We start from the raw sequence: 13,280 nt of genomic DNA, 5'->3' as shown, positions 1-13,280 counted from the left end.
TGTATTTCTGTTACTTAAAAGTAAAATAATAATAATTTACTAACCTTAGAGAATAAATTTTTATAATCAATTATGATCCACCAAAGTTAAAGCTATCAGTATCATCTTTGACGTCACTATCATTTTTGATGTCACTATCATTTTTGACGTCACTACTAATAGTAGGATTAGAAGAAACGTCACTATTTAAAGGGGTGTGCGCAAAAAAGGCATTTGGATTTATTACAGAGCTTGATGCAGACTGACTTGCCGCTGCTCGTTCCTCTGGCCCCTCATATTGTGGTTCTAATAATTTATCGAACTCTGGGCTAAACACAATTAATGATTTAGGAATATAGCTAATTAATTTTACATTAGGTTGTCTGAATTTATTGCTTTCTTGGCCTTTTAAATTAAACCTTATACCTGTTAATTGATAGCCAAGCATATCTCGCATGTTACCCATCACAAGGTTAGAAGAACATTCGCCAGAGAAAATATAGTTTTTATCTACTTCAATATTATATTTTTTTAAAACATCCGAACGAATACGTGGTCTATTAATAATCATTGCCAGACCAAAATGACCGCTGTCTGTCCCAACGAAGCCACGCATAACAATAACTTGTACCGGTTCAGGGTTATTTCCTAATTTACTAAGTTTTTGATAGCCTCCAAACACCGCAAAAGCATGGCTAAAGCCATCCTCACTAGGGATAGTATCCGGCGCTAGTTGCAGAAAATCATCGCCTGGGTCGGGTTTTTTACCAACTCCCTTGCTCATATTTATACCAGTAATGATACCATTTACATTTAATACAATTAAGCTATAACCGTTTACACCATCTACGAAATTATAAAAAAGTGGGTCTTTGTATAAAATAAGTGGTATTTCATTCTTATCAACTTTAGTAATAGTGCTCTCAGTTTCATGAGGTTGTTCTTCCTTTCCTTTACCTTCATTGGAAGAAAGGTCTCCTTTAGCTGGTTTTTCCTTGCCCTTAGGTAATGCAAATTCGCTTTTACTTCTTTTTTGACTATCTAATAGTGATATTTCTTCAATCTGATTGACACCTTCATTTTCACCTTCATCTGCATTTTCTTGCTCTTTTAGATGTGTTTTTCTTTTCTGCGAAGGTGTAATACGTGGTTCATTGAGTTCTGACTCTTCAATAGACTTTGTTGGCCGCTCAAGTTTCTCTTGCATGGTAAAAACTACTCAATAGTTATATCTAATAGATAATTAAATATTAACACTTAAATATTAATAAATTATTAACACTATTTTTAAATAATATATTTAAAATTTTTTCTAATATTTCTTTATTTTATTCTAATAAAATCAATAACTGTTTTGAGTTTATTCTATTTTAAAATTATTTATTTTTTAAAAATTGCTCCCGCTTAAAATTTTGTGAAAGCCCTATTTATTAATTTAATTAGGTTAAGTAATTGTCTAACTTAAAACTTGCATAAAAAATATTATTAATTTTTATTTAATATTTACTTAATTTTTATTGATTATAATCGCCTTTCTAAAAGTTGTGACAGATAGATGAGTAAGACTTATGAAGCAATATATTTGGTATCATCCTTTCTATGTAGCCGAAACTTCATCATTGATGGTGAATGGTCAAATGGAAAATGCCAGGAAACATGGCTATATCGTATTAGAAACTAATCAATTAGGTAAAGTTAAAAGTAATGATCATTTAACTATAGTTGGCCATTCAACGCCGCCAAAAGCACTGGCTAATAAAAATAGTAAGAAAAGCTCTGCCTTAGAAGATGCCGGTTATTTTATTCAAGGAGAAACAGCTGAAGAATGTATAAACAGGTTATTTCAAAATGGGCTTAAAAAAGCGCCCCGTGTATTATCATTAGAATGTTGTAAGGCGGCTATCATACCTAATGGCATTGCTGAGCAATTATCAAAACATCCCTTTTTAGTAAATGTAATTATTGAAGCAAATACGAGTGCGGTAGGTAGAAATACAGGTAATATCCTCTGGACTTACACCCCTGATAGTTTTGGTCGTGTTGTAATGAAAGAAGCCAATAACCCTTGGGTTTTTCTACTTGCGGGTAAGCAAGTGTTTCAAGCTCTTCATGGAACCTATAAATTAAATGAGGTAATAGAAGAAATTTCAAAGCCTAAGGAAGATATTGCTTACTCGCGGATATTGTCTCCTAGACTGGGTATATTTAAACTTGCAAACCAAGCTAATGAGAAGGTTTCAGATGTACCCAAAATGCGCCCAGTACAGCCTTTCGATAATCGGGGATAATTCATTATATTGCTAATTAACTTAAAAAGAAATAATAGTGATAAATACCACATTAAATTGTGGTATTTATTCTAATTTTCTACAATGTTATCTTCTGCCAGCCACATGCTTAATACTTCGATAATTTTGCGTGCTTGCTCTTCGCTAGAAATATTAAATTTAGATTTCATCCAATACTGGTTATTACGCTTTTGATAGCGTCTAATAGAATATTTTACCGCGCCATAGGCTTGTTTAGCTTTTTCCCATTCTTGATAGCGATATAAAATAGTGGTCCACGCGCCTTTCGATAAAATATATTTATCTAATTCACGAACAGTTTCAACACCATCTTCTGAAAAGGAAATAGTTAAATCATCTATTGTTTCGCTCACTTAATATCCTTAATTAGAATTATTCGATGGATTGTAGTTTGCCATCAACAATTGTCAAGCTCATTGGCTTTTGATACTGATCAGCTTGATAAATCCAGATTTCAGGTTTCGTAGCACTGGGTACAATTTGATTAATGTAGGTGTGGTTTACTAAGGAAGGTGTTCCGCAAGCATTATAAACTAGGCTTAAGGGATCACCTACTTCAATACTTCGTCCGCCACAAATACTAAACGCATTAGTATTAGAGCCATTAAGGGTAACAGAGTCTACTTTATTATTAATAATATTAACCTGCAATTGAGCACCGCCACCACTGTTGCCACCGAAGGGTGTTGCGCCACCATAATTGGTATTACCAATAGGTAGTGCCCAAACACCATAAAAAGCAGTTCTTGCGCCTTGATGATTGTAGATAAGCTGTTGTTCTGGGACTTTTTGCGTAAAAGGTTGATTAGATTGTTGTTTGCTTAAGGGCTGGCCACAGGCTGCAATCACTTGATCTTGAGTCATTCCTATATTAATAAAACCATGGTTTTGTGGACAATATACCGACTGTTGGCTAAACGCTAAAAGCGGAAAAAAAAGCGCTGTAACAACCCCATAACGTAGATACATAGTATAGCCCTCCACATTTTTGTAATAGATCAATGCTATTTACCTAATCTATTAATACCGTCAACTTAAGAAGCCTGTCATTTCCGCGCAGGCGAAAATCTATCCTAACACTGACACAGTGCTTACTTAGAAATAGATTCCCGCCTACGCGGGAATGACAGAGATACTTTTAAGAAGTTGACAACACTACCTGATCTATTATCCCTTGTATCAATTATAGTGCGTTTACTACTTTTTAGTTGAGAGTTACAAGTGAATTGGTACAGATGCACTAATAAAAAGTGTAATTACTTTAATAAAAACCATCATAATAAAAGGTGCAAAATCAAAACCTGAAATGTTAGGAATAATGCGGTGTCCTATTTTGATTAATGGATCAGTGATTAAATTAATAATCATGGCAGCTGGATGCATTTGCCATTGAGGGTTAATCCAGCTCATAATGACTCTGAGTAAAAGCGCATAAAATAATAAATCGCCTAGCTGAATAATTAAATCAGCAGCAACTAGCAGTAGTAAATAAGTAACCGGTAATACCATGCGGTAAGCAATTAAGCCTAATAAGAGAAATTTTACTATTTCAAGTACGACAATATAAATAAAACTAATACTATCAAATCGTTGTGGATAGCGTTTACCACGAAAAACTCTCGATTCTATAGGAAGAATAAATTGATCAGTTAAGCGATAAATAGCTTGACCCATAGGATGTAGTGGGCTAACTCCATAGTAACGTAAGAAAATTCGCAACCAAAAAATAAAAATAATTAAATTGAAAAATACACTAATTAAAAAATAACTTACTGCAATTAATCCAGCCATAACGTTCTCTCTTATTCATGTTTAGGACTTAAACTACCTAATTTTATTAGATTTCTTTCAAATTGCTGCAAAATACTCCTGTATTTTATAGACACAGCGTTTTTTTAATTGACCGTAACTCAGCAATAATAGTTTTGAAAGAAGTTTTTATTAAAAATTTTCAAGCTAATATTGCAAATTTAAATTAAAGTTCGTTGTCTTTTTCGATTTCTTCAGCTCTATTATAAGCGGCTTTTAGAGCTTGAAAAATGACTTCTGAAAAATCATTTTGCTCAAACACTGCAAGTGCTGCAGCAGTAGTGCCGCCTTTAGAAGTGACTTGCTGGCGCAAATTTGGTAGGGATAGCGTACTATTTTCTACTAAACTTAATGCTCCTTTTATAGTCTGGTTAGCAAATGATTGGGCTACTGTTTTGGATAAACCAAGTTTTTCACCAGCATTAATTAAAGCTTCTAAAAAAAGAAACACATAAGCAGGGCCACTACCAGATAATGCTGTAATAGCATTGATATCTTTTTCATGATGCAGCCAAGTAGTTAGACTTAACGGTTTAAATAACTTTTCAACCTGTTTTTGCTGCTCGCTACTTACGTAATTATTGGCAATAAAAGCGGTTGCCCCTTTACCGATTGCAATAGGTGTATTGGGCATACAACGCACAATAGCTTGTTTAGATCGACAAAATGAAGCTAGCTTACTTAAACTTATACCAGCAGCAAGCGAGATAAGTAGGCAATTTACGGGTAAAAGAGAGCCAATTTCACTTAATACCGCTTTAATTTGGAACGGTTTAACAGCAAGAATAACCATATCCGCTATAGCGATAAAAGCTGTATTATCATAATGAGTGGTAATACCGTTAACATTAGTTTCTACTGGTAAAGAAGGCGAGCTAACAAAAAACTCTAAATTTTTGTCTTGGTTTAAGCCGGCAAACAATGCTTTTCCTAAACTACCATAACCGATAATACAAATTTTCATCTTCTATCCATTGCGTTGACCAAAAATAGCTCTACCAATGCGAACACAGGTACTACCTGCCCGAATGGCTGCTGTTAAATCATCACTCATACCCATAGACAACGTATCCATAGTTAAGTTTAATTGCTGGTTTGTTTGTTTAAGTAGAATAGTTAGCCGCTCTAAGCTCTTAAATTGTTCTTCTTCAGTTAAGCGGGGCTTAGGAATTGCCATAAGCCCTCGTAAACGTAATTGTGGTAATTGTTTAATGTAATTTATTAATGCGGGTAATTCATGCGGTAACAAGCCTGCTTTAGTTTCTTCATGGTCTAAGTTAACTTGAATACATATATTTAAAGGTGGTAGGTGATTTAAGCGATGCAAAGATAGAAGGTAGGCTATTTTTTTGCGATCAACACTATGTACCCAATTAAAATGGTGAGCAATTTCTTTAGCCTTGTTACTTTGTAAAGCTCCAATAAAGTGCCAGGTAATCGACAGGTCTTGCAATTGCAATAGTTTAGCATGCGCTTCTTGCCAATAGTTTTCAGCAAAATCATAAAGGCCTGCCATATAAGCTTCTCTAATAGCCAAAGCGGGCTGACCCTTACTAACGCCAAGTATTGCAACACTATTTAAAGGCTTATGCATAGTTTGCAATGTTGTTTGAACTAATTGTTTAATACAATGTATGTTATCTGCGATAATAGCCATTAGTTTACTTCGATAATTATAGCGTCTCTACTAAGCTTTATATGGTAAAACAAGCTCACTTAGGCTTTCGTTATGTATAAACACGCCTGTGCCTTTTTTCACTCATACCTTCTAAAATTTAGCGAAGAATATTATAGCAGATTACTTTTAAGCTAAAAAAGCGCAGTGTACATGAAGTACATTGTCATTTTGAAGACTTTTTTCCGGATATAATTATTGATTATTTCAAAAGAAGATGAATAATCCTATACTAACTTATAAACTTGCCAATTTGAAATGGATTTTCTATGAATATTACTGAATTGTTGGCTTTTTCAGTGAAAAACAAATCATCAGATCTACATTTATCGGCAGGCCTTCCTCCCTTAATTCGTGTCGATGGTGACTTACGACGGATTAATATTCCACCCTTAGAGCATAGAGAAGTTATTGACGTCGTATATGATATTATGAATGATAAACAGCGTAAGGATTTTGAACAGCACTTAGAAACAGACTTTTCATTTGAGATACCGAATCTTGCTCGCTTTCGTGTCAATATATTTAATCAAGTTCGCGGTGCTGGTGCTGTGTTTAGAACTATTCCCAGCCATATATTGGGTATTGAGGAGTTAGGTTTACCTCCTATTTTCCAAACGATTGCTTCTTACCCCCATGGGTTAGTATTAATTACAGGCCCCACAGGCTCCGGAAAAAGTACAACCCTTGCGGCGTTAATTGATTATATTAATTCCACTCGCTATGAACATATCTTAACTATTGAAGATCCAGTCGAGTTTTTACATGAAAGTAAAAAATGTTTGCTTAATCAAAGAGAAGTACATCGAGATACGGAAAGTTTTAACGCAGCACTTCGCTCGGCCCTACGCGAAGATCCAGATGTAATTTTAGTTGGCGAATTACGTGATTTAGAAACCATTCGTCTTGCCCTAACTGCCGCAGAAACAGGCCACTTAGTATTTGGTACCTTACATACAAATTCTGCTACTAAAACAATTAATCGTATTATTGATGTCTTTCCAGGCGACGAGAAAGCCATGGTGCGTACTATGCTTTCTGAGTCCCTACAAGCTGTCGTTTCACAAGTTTTACTTAAAAAATATGGTGGTGGGCGAGTTGCTGCATTAGAAATTATGATTTGTAATGCTGCCATTCGCAATTTAATTCGCGAAGATAAGGTTGCGCAAATGTATTCAACCATTCAAACAGGTCAATCACAAGGCATGCAGACGCTTGACCAACATTTAACACAATTAGTGCAGAATAAAATCATTGCCAAGAGTGCCGCGCAAGAGATAGCTGTTAATAAGGCAGTGTTTGATTAAAAGAAATAAATATTGAAATAAATAGTATTAATTAGGCGATAGAGGCGTTAATTGAGAATTTACCTGTGCATCTAACGCTTTTATAAAATCGCTAACGGTTCGTACTTCTTTATCAACAATCGTGTCTGCATATCCTGCTTTTATAAATTTTCTCAGTTCTGTACCTAGCGTACCATTACGTAGAGTAGGTAGGTGCTCTAAAAGATCAACTTTTTCATTCCTTAAAGCTGACTGCAAAGCCTTAACAGCCTTCTCTTTTTGATCGTAACTTTTTTGAAAAAAGACCAACTGAAAACAGCCAAAATGACCATGTTGATATTGCCTAACCTTATTATTCCTCTGATCCTTTGCCCTATTGTCAAGATAAGTTGTTAACTTTTCGGAAAGAGAGTTAACCGGCTTATCCAATTGAGCAAATATTTTGCGATTAAATTGTTCAATTTTAGTTGGGGTAAATTCGATTTCTTTTACCTGGTTTAAATTATCACGATGAGCTTCTATAATCTGTTCTAATTGTCCTAATTTTCTATATATAGCGCGCTTGTTGGATGAAGCGTATTTCATTTGCTCATTCTGAATTTGCCACAAAAAATTTTTTAATATATTAATTTGCTCTATATCAGGTTGGTTTTTTTTAGGATCTAAACTGTCTAGTACTTGTTTATATTCTGCTATCTTTACTCCATCTGCCTCTAATTCTTTAACTATTTTAGTTATAGCCTCCTCAAAAGCCTCGAATAAATTGCTTTTTATCTTCTCCAATGGCGTAAGCTGATCTAACTTTGTCAATGCCTGGTTTGTTTGATTAGGAGTTGTTTTTAAGCTCAACTCAAGTGCTTGTATAGGATTACTATGGACGTTATTTATTGCAAAATAATCACTGTGTATTTGTGAAAGTGTGTCGATTAAATCATTTTTTGCCGTTTTTTCCTTTTCCGTTTTTATAACCGAGTCTTTCGTTTTTCCTATACCTACCTCTTCTTCCGTTTTTATAACCGAGTCTTTCGTTTTTCCTATACCTACCTCTTCAGGTCGTATAAAGAAAATTTTATTTATTAAATCCCATAAGCTAATTTCAAGATTAGTTAAGTCAGGATTTTCTGCGTTTACCCACTTATTTAAACGCTCATAAAAGGTTTTTACTTCTGTTTTAATACTTTCAGGTAATTGTATCCAGTTAACGTCCCTTTGATATACTCTTTCACTATCTTTTAGCTTTTTTGGGTCTAGCGTTTTTGTTTTTAGGTCCATTGTTTCTTTTACTTTAGCCTTATTTCTTACTTCAATATTAAAGTTAAGTTGTTCTGCTAATTTTTTGATAGCTGGATGGCATAAAACAAATTCAACATAAGGATTAACACTTTTAATAATGTCTTTTTGTATTTCAGCACCGTGATCTAATTTCTGAGCTGCGCTTAGAGCTTGCTTATATCGCTCATAATCACGCCGACAATAGGGTCGAGGACTATAGTAGGGTGCTGAAATCAAGTTAAGAGTCATTTAATTTAAAAGATATAAAGAAATGTATTTATATATAATACACTTTTCTTAAGTTTTGGTCAACATTAAAACAATTGGTTAAAATTTTTTATACTATGGTGCTGAATTTTACTGTAGAATACTTATCATTTATTAGATACTTGAAGTATAACACTAGGATTTACTTGTTTATGCAGCTCATTAATAAACTCTGTAACTGTGTGAACGTCTTTGCCAACTATGACATTTGCTTGGCCATTTTTAATAAACGCTCTAAGCGCCTTACCTAAGTTGTCCTCACGCAATGTCTCTAAGTGACTTAATAAATCAACTGGTATTCCATTTAAAGCCTCAGTTAGCGCATTGAAAGCTTGCTCTTTTTGCTGATAACTCTTTTGGAAAAAAGGTAGGTAGCTATTTTTATATTCGTTAATCTTATTTTCTGTGACATTTTTTTTTCGACTAGGCAGATAAGTATCTACTATCTTTTTAAGAGACTGTGCTGCTTGATAGGCATCTAGATTACTAAATAAAATTAGATGCTGTTTAGACACAAGCTCCGTAGTGGCTTCTTTTAGACGTTTGAGCTCAATAGCAAAATGTTCTCTTTCAACGACTGGCTCTAAGTAATTGTCGTTAAGCAGTAGGTTAAATAGGGCAGGAGGAATGGCTACTTGGTTATTATTATCTTTAAGCCAATTTAGGGTGTTTTCTAAGAAGAGTTGCCTCCTATAATCGTTATTAGGAAGCGCTTTTTGCTCCAAAACCATTGTCGTAAGGTGATTTGCAAACCACTCTAAAGTGATAGGGGACCTATGTGAATCATCAATTAGTTCAAGACAGAACTCAAATAAGGGATTGCTGCCATCAATCTGTGGGAAGGTAGTTATAATTTCTCTTATCCATTGACGATATATCCCTGACATAAATAAATTCCAGCTTCTACTTATAATGGTAGGTTGGGCCTAGGCCCAACAATAATTTTTAAGCTATGATGCTTTTTGTATCGCAATAAGCTCTTGAATACCCGCCTCAGCTAAATCTAATAAACTATTTAATTGGGCGCGGCTAAAGCTTTTATCTTCGGCAGTACCTTGAACTTCAATAAATTCACCAGCTTCATTCATAACAATATTCATATCAGTTTCAGCCAGTACATCTTCAGCATAATCTAAATCTAAAACAGCTTGTCCCCGATAAATGCCCACTGAAATAGCAGCAATATAGTTAAAACTAGGTAATTTGCGGAGTTTCTCTCGACTTGCCATCCAATTAAGTGCGTCTTTCATGGCCACACAAGCACCAGTAATTGCGGCTGTACGAGTCCCGCCATCTGCTTGAATAACATCACAATCAATCATAATAGTATTTTCACCAATTGTTTTTAAGTCAATACAAGCTCGTAATGAACGACCAATTAAACGTTGAATTTCTAAGGTTCTCCCGCCTTGTTTACCCTTGCTCGCCTCACGATCACAGCGGCTATGCGTTGCACGTGGTAACATACCATATTCAGCAGTAATCCAACCTTGATTTTTCCCTTTTAAAAAACGAGGTACACCTTCAATAACTGAGGCATTACATAAAACGCGTGTCTGTCCAAATTCTACTAAGACTGATCCTTCCGCATGATTAGTATATTGACGAGTTAACTTGATTGGACGGAGTTGATTTGGTTCACGATTGCTGGGACGCATAGTTATTCCTCACTTAAACAAGAGGAGGAAGTATAACGTCTAAATTTCAAACATGCATCATGTATAACGTGTCTAGTCTCGCTTTAAATTACCGTTACAAGTTTATTACAATACTTGCTTTTCTTTGTTTTATAATTTAACTGCAGACGTGTAAAAATTAGGCTTTGACTTGCATTTGCATAAATTTCAGTTATAGTCACCCAACTTTTGCACAATATACTATCACTTATGACGTACAGTATGACTGCCTTTGCTAGGGCACAATCCCAGTTTGATGAGATAGGATTTTGTTGGGAAATAAAATCTGTCAACCATCGTTACCTTGATGTTTCTTTTCGCCTTCCTGAAGCTTGGCGTTTTTTAGAAACTGAATTAAGGACAATCATTCGTGATTATGTAAGTCGCGGTAAATTGGAATGTCAGTTAAAAATTATTAAGCAAAATCTTACTGAGCCTGGGTTAATGGTTAATGAAAACTTATTAGATAAATTAGTTAATATTACACAATCATTAGCTGCATCAAAACTTCTACCTAATGACCTTACCCTTTCAACCTTACTAGCTTGGCCTGGGATTATTCAGACTGCAGAGCTTGATGTTGAGCCATTTAAACAATCAGTAACACAATTATTTTGTGATAGCTTAACAATATTACAGCAACAAAGGGCTACTGAAGGCACAGCTCTTAAGCAACATATACAAGATCGCCTACAAAGGCTACAAGAAGAACTTAATAAAGCTACAATAGTTATTAAAGAAAATATACCGCAAACCCGAGATAAACTTTTAACAAGACTTAAGTCATTGCAATTAGAAGTTGACAATTCGCGTATTGAACAGGAACTCGCTATTATTTTAACTAAACTAGATGTTAGTGAAGAGCTAGATAGGCTTAAACTGCATTGCCAAGAGGTAAATAAAGTTTTAAATAAAGATGATGCAGCAGGTCGACGGCTAGATTTTTTAATGCAGGAATTAAATCGGGAAGCCAATACCTTAAGTGCAAAATCAGACAATATTGATTTAACTAAAAGTGCGGTAGAAATGAAGGTATTGATTGAACAAATGCGTGAACAAATTCAAAATATCGAGTAAAACATGGTTGATTCCTTTACCGGCAATGTATTTATTGTGGCAGCGCCCTCTGGTGGTGGTAAGACAACTTTGGTTAAAAATCTAATTACCCATCTGCCTAATATTGAGGTATCTATTTCCCATACTACGCGTAAATCCAGGCCAAGCGAGCGGGAAGGGGTTGATTACTTTTTTGTCTCTGAGAGCCAGTTTCTTGATATGATCAATAAAAATGCTTTTATTGAACATGCTTGTGTCTTTAATCATTATTATGGAACTTCAGTTGTCGAGATTATGACGAGGCTTAAGCAAGGCATTGATGTAGTACTTGATATTGATTGGCAAGGCGCCCAACAAATTAAGAAAATTTTTCCAGCAGCAATTGGTATATTTATTATACCCCCGTCTCTGGAGGTTTTAGAGCAGCGTCTACAGGCCAGACGTCAGGATGAAAGTGATGTTATTTGTTCAAGGATGCAACAAGCTAAAGAAGAAATGAGCCATTATAAAGAATTTGATTATCTTATTGTTAACGATGATTTTGAACAAGCTGCATTACAGTTACAAGCAATTGTCCTAGCGAATCGAGCAAGTTTTGCCAGACAAGCAGAAAAAATTAAAACATTGCTATCAATGTTCACATTAGAGCAGTAAAATAGTTATAGAGTATAACTTCAGCAGCTGCAGCCTGGGTGTAGGCCTGCGGGCCGAAACCCGGGTTTCACGTCGTTTCACCCAGGCTACTTGTTGGATTCCGCGGATAAACCGCGTAACGTAGGGTATGTAGATGAAATGTGTTCCGTAATTTGCAGCTCTAGGACTTATGACTTGCTACTTTAGGTCTTGCAGCTTAGCCATTTAAGATCTGCAATTTGGCTACTTTAGATCTTATGGCTTAGCTATTTTAGGTCTTAGTGCTTGGCTATTTTAGGTTTTGATGCTTGGTCACCTTGTCACCTTAGAGCTTGTGACTTAGCTACTACTCTACGTCTCGCGACTTGTTCGCGGGATCCAGTAATTTAGTAGCTCGTTGGGCTCGAACTATGAGTTACTAAAGATAGGAGTTAAAGATTTTTATACCTAGACTTTAAAAATAACTCGGATTTGGCTTAAAATTCGTAGTTTTTATTGTAGAATATAATGTCTAACTGTAATTAATTTAGTAAGTATTCTAAAGTAGTTTGGAAAAAATTTTCCAAGCTACTGTTAATTAGGCGTTTTCTTTTAAAATAGCCTATAAAAAATAATGGAGGCATAATTTATGGCACGTGTAACTGTAGAAGATTGTTTAGAACATGTTAATAATCGTTTTGAATTAGTGATGGTCGCTACCAAACGCGCTCGTGAAATTGCAGTGCGCGGTGAGCAGCCACTAGTTGAATGGGAAAACGATAAGCCTACGGTAGTTGCTTTGCGTGAAATTGCCGAAGGATTAATTAAAGCAGATATTTTAGATAAAGATTAATTAAAGCAAAATAACCTTAAAGCGATTACCAGAATTTATATATAGAAAATCAATGCCTTTTACATTCTCTAGTTTAGCTACAGCATTCAATAGCGTTAGTAGCTTTGCTGGAGCTTGCGGCTAAGCTGCGAAAATGAAGATATTATACTTATTAAATAAGGCATACTATTTAAAATGAAACTAAAGTGATTGAAGTGTTACCTGTATGCGCAATTTTAAACTTTTATTCATTAGTTTTATAACATTAAGAGAAATTAAGTACGGCTAGAATAAATTCTGTAAAGATTAGACTTCTTTCTAAACTCTCTGCCGGGAGCTAAGTGGCAAGGTTTTACCAGTGCGCAGAACTGAATACTTATCTAATTCATGAGGATTTAAGCACTGCAACAACTTGACAATGGGCCACTGCAGTAGGGTCTCTAAAGAAGTTCTATTGCCGAAATCTATATTAATAATGGCTTACATATGCATGCCTTCGCCACAATT

13 protein-coding genes and 1 pseudogene are annotated in these 13,280 nt (G+C 35.0%); 5 read left to right on the top strand and 9 right to left on the bottom strand.

The features are described 5' to 3' along the window. Nucleotides 1-70: 70 nt before the first annotated feature. On the bottom strand, nt 71-1,186 hold the full coding sequence (locus tag ACNVED_RS11615) for a hypothetical protein (RefSeq protein ID WP_419419176.1): 1,116 nt from the start codon (nt 1,184-1,186) through the stop codon (nt 71-73). Nucleotides 1,187-1,547: 361 nt separating this feature from the next. Between ACNVED_RS11615 and ACNVED_RS11610 the strand changes: the two genes are divergently transcribed. Beyond that, nucleotides 1,548-2,267, top strand: coding sequence for a hypothetical protein (locus ACNVED_RS11610; protein WP_419419175.1), 720 nt, complete (start codon nt 1,548-1,550; stop codon nt 2,265-2,267). A gap of 71 nt (nt 2,268-2,338) precedes the next feature. Here ACNVED_RS11610 and ACNVED_RS11605 read toward each other — a convergent pair whose 3' ends face one another. The 5 genes from ACNVED_RS11605 to ACNVED_RS11585 all read right to left on the bottom strand — a co-directional run bounded on the left by ACNVED_RS11605 (nt 2,339) and on the right by ACNVED_RS11585 (nt 5,754). Next, the gene (locus tag ACNVED_RS11605) at nt 2,339-2,641 is read right to left on the bottom strand and encodes a hypothetical protein (protein WP_419419174.1); all 303 of its coding nucleotides are present in this window, start codon (nt 2,639-2,641) and stop codon (nt 2,339-2,341) included. Between the two features lie 19 nt (nt 2,642-2,660). Beyond that, nucleotides 2,661-3,257, bottom strand: a complete 597-nt coding sequence (locus tag ACNVED_RS11600; RefSeq protein WP_419419173.1) for a DUF2845 domain-containing protein — start codon at nt 3,255-3,257, stop codon at nt 2,661-2,663. A 246-nt stretch (nt 3,258-3,503) separates the two neighbouring features. Further along, a complete protein-coding gene (locus ACNVED_RS11595) occupies nt 3,504-4,079 on the bottom strand; it encodes a YggT family protein (protein ID WP_419419172.1) in 576 nt (191 codons plus the stop codon). A gap of 184 nt (nt 4,080-4,263) precedes the next feature. Then, nucleotides 4,264-5,061, bottom strand: coding sequence for a pyrroline-5-carboxylate reductase (gene proC / locus ACNVED_RS11590; RefSeq protein ID WP_419419171.1), 798 nt, complete (start codon nt 5,059-5,061; stop codon nt 4,264-4,266). Between the two features lie 3 nt (nt 5,062-5,064). Next, nucleotides 5,065-5,754: a YggS family pyridoxal phosphate-dependent enzyme gene (locus ACNVED_RS11585; RefSeq protein ID WP_419419170.1), complete on the bottom strand. Its 690-nt coding sequence runs from the start codon at nt 5,752-5,754 to the stop codon at nt 5,065-5,067. A gap of 287 nt (nt 5,755-6,041) precedes the next feature. On the opposite strand from ACNVED_RS11585, the gene ACNVED_RS11580 reads away from it, so the two are divergent. After that, nucleotides 6,042-7,079 carry a type IV pilus twitching motility protein PilT gene (locus ACNVED_RS11580; protein WP_419419169.1) on the top strand — a complete coding sequence of 346 codons (1,038 nt, stop codon included), beginning with the start codon at nt 6,042-6,044 and terminating at the stop codon, nt 7,077-7,079. A 27-nt stretch (nt 7,080-7,106) separates the two neighbouring features. Here ACNVED_RS11580 and ACNVED_RS11575 read toward each other — a convergent pair whose 3' ends face one another. From ACNVED_RS11575 to rph, 3 genes are all read right to left on the bottom strand, one after another. Then, the gene (locus ACNVED_RS11575; RefSeq protein WP_419419168.1) at nt 7,107-8,579 is read right to left on the bottom strand and encodes a hypothetical protein; all 1,473 of its coding nucleotides are present in this window, start codon (nt 8,577-8,579) and stop codon (nt 7,107-7,109) included. 125 nt (nt 8,580-8,704) lie between these two features. Further along, on the bottom strand, nt 8,705-9,484 hold the full coding sequence (locus ACNVED_RS11570) for a hypothetical protein (RefSeq protein WP_419419167.1): 780 nt from the start codon (nt 9,482-9,484) through the stop codon (nt 8,705-8,707). A gap of 63 nt (nt 9,485-9,547) precedes the next feature. Further along, a complete protein-coding gene (rph, locus tag ACNVED_RS11565; RefSeq protein WP_419419166.1) occupies nt 9,548-10,255 on the bottom strand; it encodes a ribonuclease PH in 708 nt (235 codons plus the stop codon). Between the two features lie 228 nt (nt 10,256-10,483). Between rph and ACNVED_RS11560 the strand changes: the two genes are divergently transcribed. The 3 genes and pseudogenes from ACNVED_RS11560 to rpoZ form a co-directional block, all read left to right on the top strand. Beyond that, the gene (locus ACNVED_RS11560; RefSeq protein WP_419419165.1) at nt 10,484-11,350 is read left to right on the top strand and encodes a YicC/YloC family endoribonuclease; all 867 of its coding nucleotides are present in this window, start codon (nt 10,484-10,486) and stop codon (nt 11,348-11,350) included. Nucleotides 11,351-11,353: 3 nt separating this feature from the next. Further along, entirely contained in the window at nt 11,354-11,983 is a 630-nt protein-coding gene (gene gmk / locus ACNVED_RS11555) for a guanylate kinase (RefSeq protein ID WP_419419164.1), read from the top strand. A 607-nt stretch (nt 11,984-12,590) separates the two neighbouring features. Further along, nucleotides 12,591-12,788 (top strand): annotated as a pseudogene (gene rpoZ, locus ACNVED_RS11550) (DNA-directed RNA polymerase subunit omega); the annotation flags it as partial. Between the last annotated feature and the right edge of the window lie 492 nt (nt 12,789-13,280).

It is taken from the genome of Legionella sp. D16C41 (genome assembly GCF_048541585.1).
Classification (GTDB): Bacteria; Pseudomonadota; Gammaproteobacteria; order Legionellales; family Legionellaceae; genus Legionella_C.
The sequence above is the reverse complement of the archived record's forward strand: the minus strand, read 5'-3'. Positions and strand labels throughout refer to the sequence as shown.

Bases quoted from the DNA above. Each gene is read 5' to 3' on its own strand.
- ACNVED_RS11615 (WP_419419176.1), bottom strand. From the start codon at position 1,186: ATGCAAGAGAAACTTGAGCGGCCAACAAAGTCTATTGAAGAGTCAGAA.
- ACNVED_RS11610 (WP_419419175.1), top strand. From the start codon at position 1,548: ATGAAGCAATATATTTGGTATCATCCTTTCTATGTAGCCGAAACTTCA.
- ACNVED_RS11600 (WP_419419173.1), bottom strand. From the start codon at position 3,257: ATGTATCTACGTTATGGGGTTGTTACAGCGCTTTTTTTTCCGCTTTTA.
- ACNVED_RS11595 (WP_419419172.1), bottom strand. From the start codon at position 4,079: ATGGCTGGATTAATTGCAGTAAGTTATTTTTTAATTAGTGTATTTTTC.
- proC (WP_419419171.1), bottom strand. From the start codon at position 5,061: ATGAAAATTTGTATTATCGGTTATGGTAGTTTAGGAAAAGCATTGTTT.
- ACNVED_RS11585 (WP_419419170.1), bottom strand. From the start codon at position 5,754: ATGGCTATTATCGCAGATAACATACATTGTATTAAACAATTAGTTCAA.
- ACNVED_RS11580 (WP_419419169.1), top strand. From the start codon at position 6,042: ATGAATATTACTGAATTGTTGGCTTTTTCAGTGAAAAACAAATCATCA.
- ACNVED_RS11575 (WP_419419168.1), bottom strand. From the start codon at position 8,579: ATGACTCTTAACTTGATTTCAGCACCCTACTATAGTCCTCGACCCTAT.
- ACNVED_RS11570 (WP_419419167.1), bottom strand. From the start codon at position 9,484: ATGTCAGGGATATATCGTCAATGGATAAGAGAAATTATAACTACCTTC.
- rph (WP_419419166.1), bottom strand. From the start codon at position 10,255: ATGCGTCCCAGCAATCGTGAACCAAATCAACTCCGTCCAATCAAGTTA.
- ACNVED_RS11560 (WP_419419165.1), top strand. From the start codon at position 10,484: ATGACGTACAGTATGACTGCCTTTGCTAGGGCACAATCCCAGTTTGAT.
- gmk (WP_419419164.1), top strand. From the start codon at position 11,354: ATGGTTGATTCCTTTACCGGCAATGTATTTATTGTGGCAGCGCCCTCT.